Source organism: Streptomyces sp. NRRL S-646, assembly GCF_000720765.1.
Classification (GTDB): domain Bacteria; phylum Actinomycetota; class Actinomycetes; order Streptomycetales; family Streptomycetaceae; genus Streptomyces.
Window position 1 is genome coordinate 37,917 of the sequence record NZ_JODC01000004.1, and the last position, 18,323, is coordinate 56,239.

Sequence of the window (18,323 nt, forward strand, 5' to 3'; positions counted from 1 at the left end):
TCAGCCCCGTCCGGCTTACCACACCGATGCGCTACGCCTTCCGGGGGCGGGCGTGTCGGAGCAGGCGCCGGCGGCGCATGCCGTGAGCCACTGGTCGAAGTCGGCGTCGTAGCGGGTACCGATGTCGGAGTTGTAGACGGCGTATCCGCCCGCGTAGTCGCCGGCCCGGAAGCGGGCGAGCATGCGCTGGATGTCCGCCGGGTGGTTCTCGAACATGTAGCGGACGGCGAGATAGCCCCAGGGGTAGGTGCGGATCACGTCGCTGTTCGCGTAGGTGTTCTGGAACAGCGTGCTCAGCCGGTAGGTGTGTTTGCCCGCCTCGCCGACCGCCTGCTCGTCGGTGATGCCTCGGTAGCCGTAGGAGACGTATTCGGCCAGGCCCTCGATCCACCAGACGTCCGGCACCGACGTCTGCCGGGTGAAGTCGCCCTTCATGTCGTAGCGGGCGTCGAGGATGTGCGTGTACTCGTGGTTGAGGTTCCAGATGCGGGCCGTGAAGCCGTCGTCGGAGGCCTTCTGGTACATGATCGAGAGCGGCTGGTTGGCGGGATCGGCCGGGTCCCCGGTCAGCGTGATGCCGCCGTTGTCCGTACTGACGCCGTAGATCGCCCCGGCGTAGGTCTGGTAGTCCGCGCGGGTGGCGAAGACGACGAACTGCGCCGTCGACAGGTGCTGGCCCGGTATGGGGCCGTCGTCCTTGACGAGGTCGTCGAAGTAGGGGTCCTGGGCGCTGAGGTTGGCGCATACGGCGTCGAGCTCGGCGGAGGTGAGCGCCTGGGCCCGTACGGTGTGGGTCGCGTCGCAGGTGTGGGTGAGGGGCAGGGCCGCGTCGGTCAGGCGGGCGGGCAGGTCGCAGATGTCGTAGTACGAGCAGTCGGGGCGGTCGTAGTAGTCGGCCTGTGTCGCCACGGCGACCCAGAGTCCAGCTGTGGGACCGGTGATCTTCGAGGCGTTCAGCAGGTCCTTGGCCAGCGGCTGGACCGTGGCGCGCAGCGCGGTGTGTTCGACGTAACGGGCAACGTTCATCCCGGCGTTGGAGTCCAGGTAGGCACGGTCGGTGCCGAGCAGGTCCAGGTGCTTGAGGGCGAACCCGTGCAGGGTCCGGACGACGCCCGGGTCGGCGGTCACCGCGTTGACATAGTCGGGGTTCCAGTTGCCGCGCCAGAGCGGGGTGTAGACGTCGTTGACGGCGGCGACCATGCTGGGGACCGCGTCGTAGGAGCTGTCGTAGGCGTTGAGCAGGCGCTGATAGGCCGTCAGGTAGCGGGCCTGCTGGTCGGCACTGTCGGTGAGGACGACGGTCTCGCCCAGCACGTCTCCGTTCGCCGCGGCGACGTCCCGGGAGTGCGGGTTGGCGAAGAAGGCGTCCAGGCCGCGGGTGGTGGCCTGGGCCAGGGGTGCGCCGTAGGGGCCGACGTCGGACGGGTTGTTGAACTGGACGTAGTAGCCGGCCCGCAGGAACAGAACGAGCTGCCACACCCCGGAGGAGTTGTCGCCCCGATAGCGTTGCGCCTCTCGGGTGAAGGCCTTCGCCACGGTGACCATCTGGGACTGGCGGAAGATGTCGCGGGCGTTGGTGCCGGTCACTGCGAACAGGGTGTTGATGCAGCCTGTGGTCGAGGCTTCGACGAAGGCGACGAGCGCGGGGCCGGTCCTGCGGGCGAAGTCGGCCGGGGTGCACGAGACCGGCTTCGGTCCGGTCGCCGTGGCGGGCCGGGTCCGGGAGGGGGTCGGCTTCAACGGGGGCAGCTGGGACGTGGTGAACGGGCGGGCCTGCACGGCCGGTTGGTCTGTGGCGGTGGCAGTGGCGGTCGAGCCGGAAGGCGGCGGGGGTGGCGTCGCCTTCCGCGCCACTGTCGTGGGGGTGGCGCCGTGCCGAGCGGAGGGTGCCGCGAGCGCCGGCACCGACAGCAGGCCCGCGAGGGTGATGCAGACGGCGAGGGTGACGGCGGCGCGTCTGGGCAGCGCGAAGAGGTAGCGCATCTCTGGACTCCTCTGCGGAGGGATGCGCCTCGGTACGAGTGTTGAGGCGCGTGAGGCACCATCTCAGCGCCGGATGCCTCCAACAATGGAATGTGACATAGCACTGAGCGCCGCCCGCCCATAACACCCGGCCGACCTGGGACCCTGCCCGATCCCGCCTACACCCCACTCCCCTTCCAAGTGCGCGCGGCCCATGCCCTCAAGTGCGGTGATCGCCCGGCGAGTTCGCGATATGCGGAAGCGGCGGACTGGAACAGTTCCTCCACCACCTCCTCGGCAACTGCGTCCCGCCGCCAGGCCAGCACATAACGGCACCACAGCGGCGTACCGATCAGCGGTTTGATGACCACGTCCGGGATCGGCCGCAGCGTCGCCTGTACGACGGACACTCCGAGGCCGTCGGCGATCATGCTCTGCAACTGCAGCTGGTCACCCAGGAATTCATGGACGGCGACCGGCGAGAAACCGGCCGCCGCGCAGGCCGTGTAGAAGACCCCCGGCCAGCCCGCTCCGTCGTCCGGCGTCAGGAACCAGGCATCCTCGGCCAGGTCGGCGAGCGAGACCTGAGCGCGGCGTCCGAGGCGATGACGGATGGGCAGCGCCACGAATGTGGGCTCGGTGACGATTCCTCGGTGGGTCACCGTGTCGGCATGTTTCAGTTCCATCCCGGGGTAGTCCGCGGCGACGGCCGCGTCCACCTCGCCGTCCTCCAGCAGTTCGACGATCCGCGAGGAGGCGTACACGCTGCTGACTGCGAGCGTGACGTCCGGCAGCCGGGCCCGGATCCGCGAGACCATGCCGGACAGCACCGGCGAGTTGGTGGCCGCGACGCGCAGGGTCCTACGGGTGCCCGTGGCGCCGGCGGCCGTACGGCACCCGATCGCTGCGGCGCGGGCCAGGACGTCGCGGGCCTGGGCGACGACCTCGACGCCGTACCGTGTCGGTCTGACTCCTGTCGCCCCGCGCTCGAACAGCGGCTGGCCGAAGTAGCGCTCGATCCGCCGGAGTTGGGTGCTCATGGCGGGTTGCGAGTAGCCGAGGTCCGCGGCGGCGCGGCCCACGCTCCCGGCATCCGAGATCGCGCACAGGACACGCAGATGCCGAAGCTCCAGGTCCATGCGTACGCCCCCCTGCCGCCGTGGACAGGAAGCGTTCCATCACGCCGCCCCGTACACAAGGTCGCAGGTCAGCCACCCTCCGCGCCAGGGAGGGCGACCGGCGCGCTACGTCGGCGGCGGCTGCGTTCCAGCAGTCGCATCCTCCTCGCCGGCGCCAGGAGCCGTCGGGGCCTCCTCACGCTGCTTCTTCAGGGCGAGTTCCCTGGCCGTCTTTTCCGAGTGCAGCCTCATCTCCGCCTCTGTCCGAAGATCGAACACCGCCGCCTCCTTTGCCGTACCGCGAATGTTTCTTTGCCTTTAGATTACCCTATGGATGAGGTCGGAGTCACGGTCGAATTGGCGTTGTGCCGTTGGTGGTTGAGCCGTCACCAGCTGACCCTGCAGGCCGATGTGGACGAAGGTCAGATGGCGCAGGAGTTGTTCCACCGCACCCGGCACCAGGTGCTCGCCGGCGCGCAGCGCGGCCGGCTGGTCGCGGGGGCGCAGGAGTGCGACGACGCCGAGGGAGAGCATGCTCGCGGTCGTCTCGCCGTGGCTGCCGCGGATGCCGGAGGGGTTCAAGGGCGCGTCCTCGCTCATCTTGGTATCCGGCAGATGGAGTGCGTGTCGACGCTCGGGTGCGCGGCCCGCCGCTACTCCGGGGGCGTCGGTGTGTCATGCGTGCGGTACATCGCCTGGACGTCCAGTTCCAGTTGGACCGTGGGGCCGACCACCGCGATGCCGCGGGCCAGCATGGTCCGCCAGTTGAGGGTGTAGTCCTCACGGTGCAGTTCCGCCTTGGCGAGGGCGGCGCAGCGCAACTCCTCGCCGTAGCCGCCGTTGACCATGCCCAGGTACGTCGTGTCCAGCGACACCGAGCGGCTCACTCCGTGCATGGTCAGCGTGCCCAGCAGCGACCACTTGCTGCCGCCGCGGTAGGCGAAGCGGGTGCTCCTGAAGTCGATGTACGGAAAGCGGTCGACGTCCAGGAAGTCGGCGGAACGCAGGTGCGTGTCCCGGGTGTTGTTGCCAGTGGTGATGCTCGATGCGTCGATGCGCACGTGGACCCGGGAGTCGGACACGTCCGGGGTGACCTGGATACCGCCCTCGAAACGCTCGAAACGGCCGTGCACATGAGCCATGCCGACGTGCTTGGCGATGAAGCGGATCGCCGTGTGCGGCGGGTCGAAGAGCCAGGTTCCGGGGACCGGGAGGTCGGCCTGCCGGGCCGGCTGCAGCCACACCCGCTGCGAGGACGGGCCGGCGTCGGCGACCACCTCGACGGTCTCACGGTGCGGTTCCAGCCCTTCGGCCGACACCATCAGGCTGTAAGTGCCCGGCGGCAGAGCTGCCATGAACAGTCCGTACGGATCCGTGGTGCCGCGCACCGCAACCTGGTGGCTGCGCAGCTCCGTCACCGTCACATCGGCGGCGCCCAGGGGCTGGTTCACCGGATCCAGGACCTCGCGGACGACGACGCCCGCGCCGGCCGGGACGGGAAGCGTGAGGCCCGCGGCGCTTCCGGGGGCGTTCCTGAATCGCCGCCGGAGCAGTCCGAGGGGCATGGATTTCACCTTTCAGTTCGGTCTTCGGGCCGGGTTCGGGCCGGGTTGAGTACGAGGTCAAAGCGGGCGTGGCGGAACGGGTTCGGGATGCCGAACTCCCGTGCCAGGGACGGGTCGTCGCTCTCGGTGAAGTCCTTCACGAGGCTTGCCTTGACCGCGAACACGGCGTCCGAGTCGAGATGGTCGCTGCCCGCCACGAAGATGTGCGTGGTGACCGGCGTATGCTCCACGGCGGAGGCGATGAAGTGGATGTGGGCCGGGCGGTAGGGGTGCCGTCCGGTCGCGCGCAGAAGGTCGCCGACCGGGCCGTCCGTGGGGATCGGGTAGGGGCTCGGCACACAGGTGCGGAACCAGAAGCGGCCCTCCGCGTCCGTGGTGAACAGCCCGCGCCCGTTGCCTGCCGGCTGGACCTCGGGCTGCTGGACGTCGTAGTAGCCCTCGGCGTTCGCCTGCCAGACGTCGAGGACCGCGCCGGGCAACGAGGTGCCGTCCCGGGACAGGACCCGGCCGCTGACCACGCACGGCTCCCCGCCGCCCACCAGGTCGATGTCCGCGCCGAGTTCACGGATCGGGGACTCGGTCATGTGGAAGGGGCCGAGCACCGTGGACTCGGTCGACGTTCCGCGGCCGTCGCTGTTGATCGTCTCCACGAGCATCGAGACGCCGAGCACGTCCGACAGGAGGACGAACTCCTGCCGGGTGCCCGTACACGTCTGACCGGTCGCCGTCAGGAAGCCGATCGCCTGCTCCCACTCCTCCTGAGTCAGCCGCGTCTCGCGCGCAAAGGCATGCAGGTGGCGGGTGAGGGCGGCGAGCAGCTCGCGCAGCCGGGGTTCGGTGGTGCCCTCGAGGCTGTCGACGACGGCCTCGGTGAGACGGGTGGTGGAGGTGGATTCGATGGTCATGTCCTGCGCCTTCCGGTCAGGCATGCCCGAGGATCCGCCGCACCGCCCCGTTCAGCAGCCCCTCGGCGTCCTCGCCGGAGGCAGCCGCCGTGGGGTGCCGGAAAGCGACGTAGCCGTCCGGCCGTACGAGGAGGGCTCCCCCGTCGGCCACCTCGCTCAGGCGCGCCCAGTCGCCGTACGGGTCCTCGTACTCCTGGCCGGGGCCGATGACGACGGTGGCGATCTCCAGGGGCTGGGCCTCGGCCGCGCGTATCCAGTCCGCGCCGCCGATACCGGTGATCAGGGTGAACCGGCCCTGGCCGACGGTGTCGAGGGTGGACAGGGTGCGGCTGCCCGAGGTGATCCAGGCGTGCGGGAGCTTGGCGCCGGGGCGGGAGGTGGGCTGGTGGTACAGCTCGGGGTCGCGGTCGAAACCGGGGTCGGGGGTGCCGTCGGGGACGATGGCCGCGGAGGTGTAGCGCTGGTTGAGGTCGACGCCGTGTGCGTTGAACTCGTACACCTTGAAGGCGATCGCCTCACGGAGCTTCGCGCGCTGCTTCTGCGCGGCCTCGCTGTCGTCCTTGCGGGCGGCGATGTTCGCCCACAGCTGCTCGGGGGTCTGCGGCGACAGGCCGTCGAGTGCCTCGAAGACGGGGGCCGTCTCACCGATGGACTTGTTGGCCCGCGTGACGATCTGCCGGCCGATCGGGGCGCGTTCCGCGGTGTAGGTGTCCAGGAGCCTGGGTGACGCGGTGCCGTCGAGGACCAGCTTGAGCTTCCAGGCCAGGTTGTAGGAGTCCTGGATGGAGGTGTTGGAGCCGAGGCCGTTGGACGGCGGGTGGCGGTGCGTGGCGTCGCCGGCGCAGAACACGCGGCCGTTGGAGTAGGTCTCCGCGTACATCTCGTTGACGGTCCAGGCCGAGGACGACCTGATGGTCACCGGGATGTCGTCGTCGCCGATCAGTTGGCGTACAACGGACTCGGCGTACTCGGTGGTCAGGTCGGGGGCGCCGGCGGTGACGTCGTAGCCCCAGACGATCAGCCACTCGTTCCAGGGCCGGACGCAGCGCACCAGGCCCGCGCCGATGCCGCCGACGGTGGCGCCGGGCGCCAGCACCCAGTAAAGGGTGGAGGGGCGATGCGCGGTGTACTTGCTCAGATCCGCGTCGAAGACGATGTTGATGCTTCCGGCGACCCCCATCTGGCCGCCCATCGGCAGCCCGGCGTCCTCGGCCACCTGGCTGCGGCCGCCGTCGGCACCGATCAGGTACTTGGCGCGGATGGTGTATTCGTCGCCGCGCAGCCGGTCCTCGACGGTGACCGTCACGCCGAAGGCGTCCTGGACGAAGGACTTGTAGACGGTGCTGAAGCGCAGCTGCGTGCCGCGTGCGACGGCGGCGTCGATGAGCACGGGCTCCATGAGGTGCTGCGGCATGTCGCACATGCGGGTCGGGCTGGCGAGTTCGTGCGCGGCCTGTACGAGGGGGTCGTTGCCCCAGGAGCGGACCCGGCCGAGTTCCTCGCCGGCGAGGCTGGTGCAGAAGGTCGTGTTGCCCATGAGGTGCTGCGGGGTGGCCTTGGCGACGACCTCCTGTTCCACGCCGAGGTCACGCAGCACCTCCATGGTGCGCTGGTTGGTGATGTGCGCGCGGGGCGTGTCGGCGAGGCTCGCGTAGCGGGTGACGACGATGTTCGGTACGCCATAGGTGCTCAGGGCGAGCGCGGCCGAGGCGCCCGCTGGGCCACTGCCGACGATCAGTACGTCGGTCACGACATCGGGCTCGACGGTGTGCACGGGGAAACGCTCCAGGAAATCCAGAATGAGGACAGGCGTCGACTGCTCATGATCATGTAGGGAGACGAGTGAAGCCGGGTGTCTCAATACGAGACAGTTCCCCGGCCGACACCACAGGTTGTTGCGCGTTCAACCGTCCCCGATAGGGTGAGTCGTGCCGTGACCACCGCAGAACGCCCCGCCGTCCACCCTGCTCTCGCCTCGCTGCGCAGGGCCCGCGAGCTGTTCCTGCTGGGGCGGCAACTGCCGGACGGGGTGCCGCAGGACGTCGTCGCCGCCTGGAAGCGAGCCCGTTTCTTCGGCGTACGGCACGACGCGAAGACCCCGGCGCCGGAGGTGCCCCGCCTTTCCGTACGGGCACCGGAGCCCCCTCTGCTCACCGCGGCACGGCCCGTACTCGAACGGATCGCCCCCGCGCTCGGCACCGGGCAGACCTCGTTGGTGCTGACGGACGAGCGACTGCGGGTGCTGTGGGCAGCCGGGCTCGGGCCCGGCGACCCCTGCCACGACCTCTCCGAACAGGTCGTCGGCCACAACAGCGCGGCCCTCGCGCTGCACACCCGGCGCCGTGCCGAGGTGCACGGCCCCGAGCACTTCCTCGACCTGTGGCAGGACGTCTGCGCGGTCAGTGTGCCGGTGCGGGAGCCGGAGACGGGACGGGTGCTGGGCACGGTGACGGCCTCCTGCGGACTGTGCGCCGAGTGCGGGCCGCATCCGGGCGCCCCGCTGGCCGAGGCCACGGCGGTCGCGGTCGAGGCGGAACTCCTGTCCCGGTCGCGAGCGGCCGAACGGGTGCTGCTGGACGCGTACTTGAAAGTCGCGGGCGAGCTGGGGCGCACCGTGGTCGCCCTCGACGGTCGTAACCGGCTCGTCAGTGAGGCGGCCGGACAGCTGCTGTCGCCGGAGGCGCTGGAGGTGCTGGAGCGGGAGGTGGTGGCCCTGCTGTGGGAGGGGGGCCGTCGCCGTGGCGCGCAGGAGGAGCCCGACTCGGCCTCCGGCGCCGCCGGCGTCTCCGAGGCGTCGACCGCTGCGGCGTCTTCGGTCTCGTACCGCCTCCGGCTTCCGGTCGGGACGGGGTGTACGGCGATGCTCATCCCTGTGACGCACGAGGGCTCGGTCGTCGGGGCGGTTGCCGTGCTTGAGCCGGTGGGGAACACAGGGGCGGCGTCCACCGCGCGGCCCGCGGTGGGACTGGCCGGGCGTTCGGCGCCGTGGCGGCATGCGGTCGGCCGCGCCGTCGAGCTGGCGGCAACTCCGGAGCCGCTGCTCCTCGTGGGCGAGCGCGGCACGGGGAAGTCCTCGCTCGCACGGCACCTCGCACGGCAACACCTGGTGACCATGGATGCGGCCGAGGGGGAACTCACCCTTCAGCGCGATGAGTTGGCGAATGGCCGTCCTCTGCTCATCCGGCATGCCGAGCGTCTCACGCAGCCCGGCACGGCGGTCCTCAACTCGCTGCTCGAATCGCACCCGGGCGCGCGTCTGCTGATCACCTACACGCCCGGAGTGCCGCCGGGGCCGTGTCTCCAACGGCTCCTGGACACCCTGGCCGCACGCTCGGTCACCCTGCCGGCCTTGCGGGAACGGCCCGATGACATCAGGGAGTTGCTCACCGCCCTGGCTCCCCGCCCGGCGCCGGGACGACCCCCGCTCACCTGGACGCTGGACGCGTTGCGTGCTCTGGAACAGCACCCTTGGCCCGGCAATGTCACCGAACTCGCACATCTGGTACGAGCGTTGGCCGAGCAGCGCCGTGCCGCCGGCCCGGTCCGGCGCAGTGAGCTGCCGGACCCCGTGCGCGAGGGTCCCGCAAACCGCCGGCTGAGCCCGATGGAGCACGCCGAGCGCGCCGCCATCCTGGAGGCCCTGCGCCTGCACGACGGCAACAAGGCCCGGGCAGCGGCGGCCCTGGGCATCGCCCGCGCCACGCTGTACCGGAAGCTGCGGGGTTACCGAGGCTGACCTCGGCATCGGCGGCCGACCCCCGTCTTACCGGAAAGGCCTTGTACAGCGGCGGAGTTCTGCTCGATAGCCTGTTGCGACCATGCAGGGCCCGCGAGTCCGTCGAAGTGAGGTCGTGCCATGAGAGCGATCGTCGTGGGGGCGGGCATCGGGGGCCTCGCCGCGACGCTGAGTCTGCGCCACGCCGGTCACGAGGTCACGCTCCTCGAACAGACACCGCAGTTCACCGGGGTCGGAGCCGGGATCCAGCTCGCCCCCAACGAACGCCCGGATGGCGGCGTACGCGGCCGAGCACAGGTTCATGCCCGTGGCGACCGCGTGGGGGGGTCGACGTCCTCGACGAGCAGTATTGACAGCACAACGAACGTCGACCGGTCAGTCCACGGGCCATGTGTGCACGGGTGCGTTCAGGTGCATGTAGTCCATGTACGTGGTGGTCATCCGGCGCAGCGCCTCCTGGCGGTCGGAGACACCGGACTTCTCCAGGTGGTGCACCGTCTCCGCCTGCCACAGGGCGCCGTTGCGGGCCGTGACGCAGCGCTGCTCGATGATGCCGAGCAGGGGTTCGCGCCAGGTCGCATCCATGCCGGCCAGTTCGAGGCCCCGGTGGGCCAGAGGCAGCAGGCGCCGCAACACCAGTTCCGTGACCGGGACTTCGCCCACGCCGGGCCAGTACAGGCGGGCGTCGATGCCGTCGCGAGCGGCGGCGTGCAGATTCTCCTCGGCGACCGCGAAGGACATCCGCGTCCACACCGGCCGGTCCTCGTCGACCAGGGCGCGGGTCAGGCCGTAGTAGAGGGCGCCGTTGGCGATGATGTCGGCCACGGTGGGGCCCGCGGGCAGGACACGGTTCTCGATGCGCAGGTGCGGGCCGCTGTCGGTGACGGCGTACACGGGGCGGTTCCAGCGGTAGATCGTGCCGTTGTGCAGCGTCAGTTCGCCCAGCTGCGGGACGCCGCCGCTGTCGAGCGTCGCCTGCGGGTCCTCCTCGTCGCACAGCGGCAGCAGGGCCGGGAAGTAGCGCACGTTCTCCTCGAAGAGGTCGAAGACGCTGGTGATCCACCGCTCGCCGAACCACACCCGCGGCCGTACGCCTTGAGCCTTGATCTCCTGCGGGCGAGTGTCGGTGGCCTGCTCGAACAGGGGGATGCGGGTCTCGCGCCACAGCTCCCGGCCGAAGAGGAAGGGCGAGTTGGCGGCCAGGGCGATCTGTACGCCCGCGACGGCCTGGGCTGCGTTCCAGTAGGGCGCGAACTCCTTCGGGTCGACCTGCAGATGGAACTGGGTGCTGGTGCAGGCCGCCTCGGGGGTGATGGCGTCGGCGTACATGGAAAGGCGCTCCACGCCGTCCACCCGGATCCGCAGGTCCTCGCCGCGTGCCGCGAAGATCTGCTCGTTGAGCAGCTTGTACCGCGGATCGCCGGACAGGGCGGACTCGCCCACGTCCGACTCCCCCAGCGTGGGCAGGATGCCGATCATGATCATGTGTGCGCCCACGGCGGAGGCGCGTTCCTCGGCGTGGTTGAGGGCATCGCGGATGGCCTGCTCCCAGGCACCGGGACCGCCGGCCGTCAGCTGCCGGGGCGGGATGTTGATCTCCAGGTTGAAGCGGCCGAGCTCGCTCGACCAGGCGGGGTCGGCGATCGCCTGGAGCACCTCGGTGTTCCGCATCGCGGGCCGTCCGTCGCCGTCCACCAGGTTGAGCTCGATCTCCAGCCCGACCTGGGGGCGCTCGCTCTCGAAGCCCGACTCGCGCAGCATCTGCGCCAGCACGTCGAGACAGGTGTGCATCTTGTCCCGGTAGCGGCGGCGGTCCTCCCGTGTGAACACCAGGGCAGGTACGTCACGTCCCATCGGGCCCTCCCGAGTGCCCTCGGCGGATACCTCTCGTCCCAGCGTCCCACCTCGAGGGGGTCCAGCACAGTCGGCGACCTGCCGATCACGGGAAGTGCCGGACGGTACGACAGAGGGTGAATGGCGCGGCGCCTGTGCTGAACTCGGTCGACACAGTGAGGAGCGTCGCCGATGAGCAGACCGCAGTCCGAGTTCCATCCTCCCGAAGCACCCTGGCTGCGGCCGCCCGGGTCGGCAGACGGCGTGTGGGAGCAGGTGCTGGCCGAGGATCCGCAGACCGGGGACGCCACCGTGCTGCAACGGTACGAGCCGGGGACGGACACCAGCGCGCAGGGCAGCGTCCGGCACGACTACTTCGAGGAGGTGTACCTCCTCGAAGGCTCGCTGACCGACCTGCGCCTCGGCGAGACGTTCACCGCAGGGATGTACGCCTACCGGCATCCGGGCATGGAGCACGGGCCGTGGACGAGCGCGGAGGGCGTGCTGATGCTCGTCGGACGACGGCTCGTATGAGGGTGCCGAACCGGCGGTCCTCCGGACTGAAAAACGTTTTAGCCACCGTCGGGGTAGACTTGCGTCGCCCATTGAGGACCACGTCGTGCCTGGTCGCACGGCTGTCACAGCGAGGGGGGTGGACGCCATTCCGGTTCGCCCCGCCCGGATCCAGGACGTCGCAGCCGCCGCCGGAGTCTCGGTGTCGACGGTGTCGAACGTGCTGAACCGCCCGGAGCGCGTCAACGCGGCCACGGCCGAGCGGGTCCGCGACGCCGTCGCGGCGCTCGACTACGTGCCCCACCCGGGCGCCGCGGGACTGCGCACGGGCCACACGTCCTCGATCGGTCTGGTCCTGCCCGACGTGACCAACTCCTTCTACGCACGCATCGCGCGGGGCGCCGCCGACGCCGCGTACGACCACGGCTATTCGCTGGTGCTCTGTCACAGCGGGGACGCCCCGGAGCGCGAGCAGGGCTACTTCACCATGCTCGTCGAACAGCGGTCCGTCGGCGCCGTCGTCGTCCCGCTCAGCGCCGACCCCACCCGGCTCACACGGCTGCGCGAGCGGGGCATCCCGCTGGTGCTGGCGGACCGTGCGATGCCCGCTCAGGACGGCTGCTCCGTCTCCGTGGACGACATCGCCGGCGGCCGTATCGCCGTGCAGCACCTCCTGGAGTGCGGGGCGCGCGACATCCTCGTCGTGAACGGGGAACGCTCGATACGGCAGTGCGCCGACCGCTACCAGGGCGCCCGGCAGGCCGTGCGGACCCGGCGCGAGGCACGGCTGGGCCAGGTGCTCGCCGAGGAGATGACGGTGGCGTACGGCACGCAGATCGCCCAGGGGCTCGACGAGCTGCCCGACGGGGTGTTCTGCACCAACGACTTCCTCGCCGCCGGACTGTGCCGGGGCCTGGCCGAGCGGGGTGTGAAGGTCCCCGAGGACGTGCAGGTGGTGGGGTACGGCGACCTCGACATCGCAAGCTTCGTCGGGACGACCCTGACGACGGTCCGGCAGCCCGTCGAGGACCTCGGCCGGGCCGCCGTGGAGATGCTGCTCGACGAGGTGGAGGCCCGCGCCGAACACGCCCACGAGACAAGGGTGTTCGCCCCCGGCCTCGTCCTGCGGGACTCCACCCGGTCACTCACCGGAGGCTGACTCCCGGACCCGCAGCGTCACCGGTCCCAGCAGCCCGGACGTCAACTGGGAGGGGAAGGCCCAGGCGGTCGGGGTGGCTTCGGCGAGATACGGGGCAAGGGTGTTGTGGACGGTCACGTCAATGCGTACGGTGCGCCCGGCGGCACCGCGCAGCTCGAAACGGTACGGCGCGCAGAACGCCTCGCCGACCGGCTCCCCGTCGAGAAGTACGGCGACGCTCCCCCGCACCCGCCCCAGGTCGAGCACCGGGTCCGGCCCGGCAGGCACCTCCACGTCACGCGAGTACGTCACACCGCCGCTCCAACCGCCAAGGCCCAGCGACCCCCAGTCCCCGAGGGGCAGCGGCGCCGGCACGGTACGGACGCGCACCGGCCCGCACCAGGCGGAGCCGCCCCGCAGCACGGCAGTCGGTTCGGTGACCACCTCGAACTCCGTTGGCTCAAGGAGAGGTTGAGTCAGCGTCAGCACCCGTCCGTCGAACCGGAATTCCGCACCGTCTTCTGTCCTCACCCGTGCGGCCGGCGCCAGCGGCAGGTCGAGCGACACTGTGCCCGGCGGAGCGGTGAAGCGGAAACGCTGTGCGCACGCGCGTACTTCGTCGGTGGACCGCAGCGGCAGTACGGCGGTCCCGAGTACCGGTTTGCCGGTCAGCCACTCGGTGTCCGGCAGGGGGTGCGGTCGTACGGCGGCGTGGCAGTGCTGCAGCTCCCCCCACCTGCCCTCGTGTTCGACGGTGCGCCCGCGCCACTGTCCCGTCTCGGCCTCCCAGCCGGCTCCGCTGACCAGCGCGGTGACACCGGTTCCCGCGACGAGGTCGACGAACACGGCATCCCGTGCGCGGACGCCGTCGGCCACCACGTCGAGCACGTGATCGCCCGCCGAGAGGGTCAGTTCGTGGCGGAAGAACATCGGTACCGCGCCCCAGTCGGACTCGTAGTACTCGACCTTCTCCTGCCGCGCCACGACCGCGCCGTCGAGCAGCACGGTGACTCCCGCCGCGGCGCCCACCACGAGCACCGCCCGCGCCCCGCCGTCGGAGAGACTCAGACGGCCCCGGTAGGTGACCCCACCGTCCGGCCGTACACCGTCGGGCAGACACATGAACTGCGGACGCGGCACGAACCCGTCCGGAGGAGCCAGACAGAAGTAACTGCCCAACGGTGCCTGGGACTTCGCCGAGATCATCGAGGGGCGGTCCTCCGCGTCCGACAGCTCGTACTCCAGGACGTTGCGGGGCCGGTCCACCTCCACCGGGGCGGACGCAAGGTATCCGCGGCCCGTGGGCAGCCTCTCGCCGTTCCACCACACCCGCTTGGCCGCTGCCGCGCCGACGTGCAGCTCGGCGGGACCGCGGTGGTCGGTCTCGACGATGGACCGGACCCGGGCGACGCTTCCGGGGCCCGGCACCGGGACGCGTACGAACTCCTCGGTCACCAGACCCTTGTTGCCCAGCAGCCCGTCCGGATCAGGGATCCCGCGGCTCGACGAGAACAGCGCCACGGCCCAGCTCTCGTCCCAGGGCACAAGGGGCAGTTCTCCGGCCAGGACCCGTGCGACGCAGGCCTGGTCGAGCGGGTCGGGGGCCTTCGCGGCGGGCACCGGGGGCAGGACGCGTGCCCGGTTGCCGTACGTCGCCCGGATCTGCTCCCAGCGTGCGGCGCGGGCGTCGCTCTCGGTCCACCGCATGGTCCAGATCTGCGGTTCCTCGACGGACGCCCCGGCGGGCAGCGCAAGGTCGCCCCACGTGTTGTCCATGGTGGGCGCCAGGCGGCCCTCCCAGCCGCCGGATACGTCGATGGTCCGGGCCGGCTCGGGCGGTGGTGCGGGTGCCGGGGTCGCCGGGGTGCCTTCCCGCCATACGACGAGGGCGGCGGGGGCGCCTTCCAGCGGCACCTCGATGGTCGAGACGCCGTCGGTGACGGTGACGCGCACGGCGCGTCGGGCACCGTTCGCCGGGTTCCAGACCTCGGCCTCGGCGACCGGGGCGCGCACGGTGAGGGACCTGGCGGGGGCGTAGCGGGCCGGGTCGACGTCATGGTTGCCCCTGGGCGGATGCGCGCGGGCGTCGGGGAAGGCCCCCGTCACCAGGGCGACCGCGTCCTTGCCCTGCCGGCGCACGAGCAGCGGCACGTCACCGGTCGCGTACCCGGCAGAGTCCGCCACGGCCGCCGCGCCTGCCTCGGCGTCACTCGCCCGCTCCAGCCTGGGATGAGCGCACAGCGCCGCTACGACGGCGTCGTCACCGGCAAGGCCTGCCGCAGCCACCGGCGGGCGGCCCACGGCCACCACCCGTCCGCCGGCGTCGAGCAGTTCGGTCAGGCGTCGTGCCGTCTCCTGCTCCAGGACGCTCGCCGAGGGCAGCAGCACCGCCGTGTACGCCAGGTCTGCGACTCGCAGGGCACCGTCGGCGGGCGTGGCCCGCTGCACCGAGGCGTCGTCGATGACGTCGTAGGAGACGCCGTGCCGGTCCAGTGCGCCGATGTGGGGCCGCAGCCAGTTGTTGGTGCCGCACAGGTCGAGGTAGTGGCGCTGGGTCTCGTCGGCCTCGGCGTGGCTCTCGCCGAGGCGGCCGTCGCCGAAGTGCTTGACGGGGGCGTCGAGTGGGATGAGGGACTGCATGGTGGTGGTGGGGTGCAGGACCGCGACGTCGGCGCTGTAGGTGCCCCAGGAGAGGATCGAGCAGATGCGGGCGACGGCCCGGGAGAAGGCCGGGTACTGCGGCCAGTAGGGCTGGCGCCAGTCGGTGGACGGCGGCGCCCACTCGAACCAGCCGCCCGCGGTGCCGAAGTAGCTGGCGTGCGGGTTGTACAGGTTGGCGCCGCTGCGCAGGAACGGCAGGAGCCAGTCGTAGGTGTCCTCCAGGGTGCCGCCCCAGCCGGAGGAGTGGAACGCCTCGATCCAGACACGCTCGTGGCCGTAGAGGTGCGCCATGGAGGAGTGGACCTTGGAGTCCCCGTGGTGGTCGCTGCCCGCGGCGCCGTACCAGCGGTGGGTGCGGAAGTAGTCCGTGTAGATCTGCGTGGACTGGGCCGGGAAGCCGGAGCGGGCGGGGTGGCTCTGGTCGCAGCCCAGCAGCATGCCGCGTTCGTCGTGCCAGGCGGCGAGGGGTTGGAACAGGGCCTCTTCGGTGAGTTCGGCGCGGATCGCGTAGTAGTCGGCGCGGATCTTCGCGGCCTGCTTGTCGTCGGGGGTGTCGTGGAAGAGGGCAGGCAGGTGGTCGAGCAGGTCGTAGCCGCGACGGGCGAGGAACTCCTCTGGGAAACGGTGGCTCCAGGCGTTGGTGCCGGGCAGTTCGTCCTGGAAGCTTCCGGCGATGACATTGCCCAGGTACTCGGGGACGCGGCGGTCGTACTCGTGGTGCACGGCGTCCAGGAGCAGGCCGACGGCGCCGGGGTCCAGGTAGTCGAAGGCCGTGGGCACGGCGGTCACGAGCCGCACCTGGCTGCCGTCGGCGGCCGCGATCCGCGCCGTGCCGGTGACGGGCAGGCGCCCGCCCTCCGCGGAGTACGCGCCCATCAGGGTCTCCGAACTCCGCAGGGAGACGGCCCCGTTGGAGACGCTCGCGGTCCGGCAGCGCAGGGCGAGGCCGGCCGCCTCGGGATGCCGGCGGGTCACTCCGCCCTGGATGTTGGCGCCGGAGAACCCGATCTGGTCGTAGAACCACAGGCGCATGCCCAGGTCCCGGGCGATCTCGCAGGCGTCTGTGAAGCGTGCCCACCACTCCTCGCCGAACCACGGCGGTTCGTCGGCGCGGGCGCCGAAGCTCGGGCCGGCCGGCGCCAGGTTGATCACCACGAGGTTGTGGAGGCCGCCGTCCGCGAACCTGCGCATCTGCCAGGCGAGGCGCTCACGGGTGACCCTCGCACCCGACCACCACCACAGCGGAGTGGGGCCGAAGTCCCGGGGCGGCTCGTCGAACAGCTGCTGCAGCGCGGAGGAGATCACGGACACGGTCCTTCCGGGAACGGCTGGGCACCCTCGCGGATCAAAACGTTTTACATGGGTCTGGTCGCCGACAACCTGGAATGTTGGCACCGGATCCCCGAGGCGGGAAGGACGTAGGCGCGTCTTCCTGCAAATGGGCGCATGAGGGGTTGTTGGAACGTTTTTCCGACCCTATATTCACTGCACTCGGCCTCAGAGCCGCGACGTCCCCCTCCGCTCGGCCCATCCCCAGACGACGGAGTCGCATCATGGTCCGAACCCCGACCGCTCCCGAACGCTCGGAACAACCCATCCCCTGGCGGCTGTGGAAGGTGGCGGCCCTGTCGGGCATGGCCTCCTACCTCGACGCCGCTCTCATCGTCAGCATCGCCGTCAACCTGGCCATCTACCGTGACAGTTACGACATGGGCGTGTGGATGGCGGGCGCGATCAGCGCGATCGTCACCGGCTGCATCGCGGTCGGCTCCCTGGTCGGCGGGCGGCTGGCCGACATGTTCGGGCGCCGCCGTGTCTACAACTGGGACATCTTCTGCTTCGCGCTGGGCGCGGTCGTCATCACGCTCGCGCCGAACGACATCGTGCTCTTCACCGGTGTGCTCGTGGCAGGGCTTGCGGCCGGTGCCGATCTGCCGACCTCCCTGGCCGTGGTCTCGGACGCCGCACCCGCCGACGGCCGGGCGCGTCTGGTGTCCTTCACACAGGTCATGTGGGTGGCGGGCATCGTCGTCGTCATCTTCCTCGGCTATCTGCTGTCGGACACGGGCATGACCGGGGCGCGACTGATCACCGGTCATCTGGCCGTCGCCGCGCTGGTCACCTGGCAGCTGCGCTCCCGGCTCGACCTGGCCGACGAGCCGTCGGACACGGAGCTGGCCCAGGAGGCGGCCGCGCTGGCCGCCCCGCGCGGCATCGAGCTGAAGAACGTGTGGACCCGTGCCGCGCTGCTGCCGATGGCCGCGACCTTCGCCTACTACGTCACCTGGGGCATCGGCGCCAACACGTTCGGCCAGTTCGGCACGTATCTGCTGGTCACGGTCAGCGGCGCCTCGCAGAGCCTGGCCACCGGGATCAACCTGGCCTTCCTCCCCATCGCGCTGGTGCTGACCTTCGTCTTCGTCCGACTCGCCGACACTGCCTGGCGCGACCGGCTGTTCTATGTGTTCACCGTCGTGCAGATCGTCGCGTTCTGCATCGCTTCCCTCACCGCCGGCGCCCTGGTCGGGATGCTGGTCTTCTTCGTGCTCTACCAGATCTCCAACCCCTTCGCGGGGGAGGCCAGCTACAAGGTGTGGTCGCAGCTCACGCTGCCGCCGGACACCCGCGGTACCACCCAGGGGCTCACCTACGCCGTGTCGCGGGGAGTCTTCGCGGGCGTCGCCTTCGTCACGCCCGCCCTGATGGAGTACAGCGCCTCCGTGCTGCTCTGGTCGATCACCGCCTGCATGGCGGCGTCGGCGGTCGCGGGCGTGTACATCGTCCGTGTCCTCATCCAGCGCTCGCCAGGTGCCGCCGCCGCTCCTGCGGATCTGGGAGTGGCCCGGGCGTAGGGAGTGGCCCGGCCACGCGCTGAATCCGACCGTGACCTCC

12 protein-coding genes and 1 pseudogene are annotated in these 18,323 nt (G+C 70.7%); 5 read left to right on the top strand and 8 right to left on the bottom strand.

Translation table 11 applies throughout. The features are described from left to right. Nucleotides 1–15: 15 nt before the first annotated feature. The 6 genes from IH68_RS0108445 to IH68_RS0108475 all read right to left on the bottom strand — a co-directional run bounded on the left by IH68_RS0108445 (nt 16) and on the right by IH68_RS0108475 (nt 7,324). The gene (locus IH68_RS0108445; RefSeq protein WP_037884666.1) at nt 16–1,983 is read right to left on the bottom strand and encodes a collagenase; all 1,968 of its coding nucleotides are present in this window, start codon (nt 1,981–1,983) and stop codon (nt 16–18) included. A gap of 158 nt (nt 1,984–2,141) precedes the next feature. Further along, the gene (locus tag IH68_RS0108450; protein WP_030930822.1) at nt 2,142–3,101 is read right to left on the bottom strand and encodes a LysR family transcriptional regulator; all 960 of its coding nucleotides are present in this window, start codon (nt 3,099–3,101) and stop codon (nt 2,142–2,144) included. 297 nt (nt 3,102–3,398) lie between these two features. Further along, nucleotides 3,399–3,680: a hypothetical protein gene (locus IH68_RS59705; protein WP_030930825.1), complete on the bottom strand. Its 282-nt coding sequence runs from the start codon at nt 3,678–3,680 to the stop codon at nt 3,399–3,401. A 53-nt stretch (nt 3,681–3,733) separates the two neighbouring features. Then, a complete protein-coding gene (locus tag IH68_RS0108465) occupies nt 3,734–4,645 on the bottom strand; it encodes a YceI family protein (protein WP_030930828.1) in 912 nt (303 codons plus the stop codon). A gap of 5 nt (nt 4,646–4,650) precedes the next feature. Then, nucleotides 4,651–5,550 carry an intradiol ring-cleavage dioxygenase gene (locus IH68_RS0108470; protein WP_030930831.1) on the bottom strand — a complete coding sequence of 300 codons (900 nt, stop codon included), beginning with the start codon at nt 5,548–5,550 and terminating at the stop codon, nt 4,651–4,653. 16 nt (nt 5,551–5,566) lie between these two features. Further along, on the bottom strand, nt 5,567–7,324 hold the full coding sequence (locus IH68_RS0108475; RefSeq protein WP_030930834.1) for an FAD-dependent oxidoreductase: 1,758 nt from the start codon (nt 7,322–7,324) through the stop codon (nt 5,567–5,569). Between the two features lie 159 nt (nt 7,325–7,483). Here IH68_RS0108475 and IH68_RS0108480 point away from each other — a divergent pair, with 159 nt between their 5' ends. Together IH68_RS0108480 and IH68_RS52850 are read left to right on the top strand one after the other, a co-directional pair. Next, nucleotides 7,484–9,286, top strand: coding sequence for a helix-turn-helix domain-containing protein (locus IH68_RS0108480; protein WP_030930837.1), 1,803 nt, complete (start codon nt 7,484–7,486; stop codon nt 9,284–9,286). A 120-nt stretch (nt 9,287–9,406) separates the two neighbouring features. Continuing rightward, a pseudogene (locus IH68_RS52850) lies at nt 9,407–9,547 on the top strand (NAD(P)-binding protein); the annotation flags it as partial. Between the two features lie 114 nt (nt 9,548–9,661). Here IH68_RS52850 and IH68_RS0108485 read toward each other — a convergent pair. Continuing rightward, entirely contained in the window at nt 9,662–11,140 is a 1,479-nt protein-coding gene (locus IH68_RS0108485) for a glutamate-cysteine ligase family protein (protein WP_030930840.1), read from the bottom strand. Between the two features lie 171 nt (nt 11,141–11,311). Between IH68_RS0108485 and IH68_RS0108490 the strand changes: the two genes are divergently transcribed. Then, nucleotides 11,312–11,653, top strand: a complete 342-nt coding sequence (locus IH68_RS0108490) for a cupin domain-containing protein (protein WP_030930843.1) — start codon at nt 11,312–11,314, stop codon at nt 11,651–11,653. A 118-nt stretch (nt 11,654–11,771) separates the two neighbouring features. Next, nucleotides 11,772–12,791 carry a LacI family DNA-binding transcriptional regulator gene (locus tag IH68_RS0108495; protein WP_030930846.1) on the top strand — a complete coding sequence of 340 codons (1,020 nt, stop codon included), beginning with the start codon at nt 11,772–11,774 and terminating at the stop codon, nt 12,789–12,791. Here IH68_RS0108495 and IH68_RS0108500 read toward each other — a convergent pair. After that, a complete protein-coding gene (locus IH68_RS0108500; protein ID WP_030930849.1) occupies nt 12,774–16,736 on the bottom strand; it encodes a glycosyl hydrolase in 3,963 nt (1,320 codons plus the stop codon). The two genes, IH68_RS0108495 and IH68_RS0108500, sit on opposite strands and share 18 nt — an antisense overlap. 248 nt (nt 16,737–16,984) lie before the next feature. Here IH68_RS0108500 and IH68_RS0108505 point away from each other — a divergent pair, with 248 nt between their 5' ends. Beyond that, entirely contained in the window at nt 16,985–18,283 is a 1,299-nt protein-coding gene (locus IH68_RS0108505; RefSeq protein ID WP_030930852.1) for an MFS transporter, read from the top strand. The last annotated feature ends 40 nt before the right edge of the window (nt 18,284–18,323 follow it).

Excerpts from the sequence above, each read along its gene's own strand:
- IH68_RS0108445 (WP_037884666.1), bottom strand. The coding sequence starts at position 1,983 with ATGCGCTACCTCTTCGCGCTGCCCAGACGCGCCGCCGTCACCCTCGCC.
- IH68_RS0108450 (WP_030930822.1), bottom strand. The coding sequence starts at position 3,101 with ATGGACCTGGAGCTTCGGCATCTGCGTGTCCTGTGCGCGATCTCGGAT.
- IH68_RS59705 (WP_030930825.1), bottom strand. The coding sequence starts at position 3,680 with ATGAGCGAGGACGCGCCCTTGAACCCCTCCGGCATCCGCGGCAGCCAC.
- IH68_RS0108465 (WP_030930828.1), bottom strand. The coding sequence starts at position 4,645 with ATGCCCCTCGGACTGCTCCGGCGGCGATTCAGGAACGCCCCCGGAAGC.
- IH68_RS0108470 (WP_030930831.1), bottom strand. The coding sequence starts at position 5,550 with ATGACCATCGAATCCACCTCCACCACCCGTCTCACCGAGGCCGTCGTC.
- IH68_RS0108485 (WP_030930840.1), bottom strand. The coding sequence starts at position 11,140 with ATGGGACGTGACGTACCTGCCCTGGTGTTCACACGGGAGGACCGCCGC.
- IH68_RS0108490 (WP_030930843.1), top strand. The coding sequence starts at position 11,312 with ATGAGCAGACCGCAGTCCGAGTTCCATCCTCCCGAAGCACCCTGGCTG.
- IH68_RS0108505 (WP_030930852.1), top strand. The coding sequence starts at position 16,985 with ATGGTCCGAACCCCGACCGCTCCCGAACGCTCGGAACAACCCATCCCC.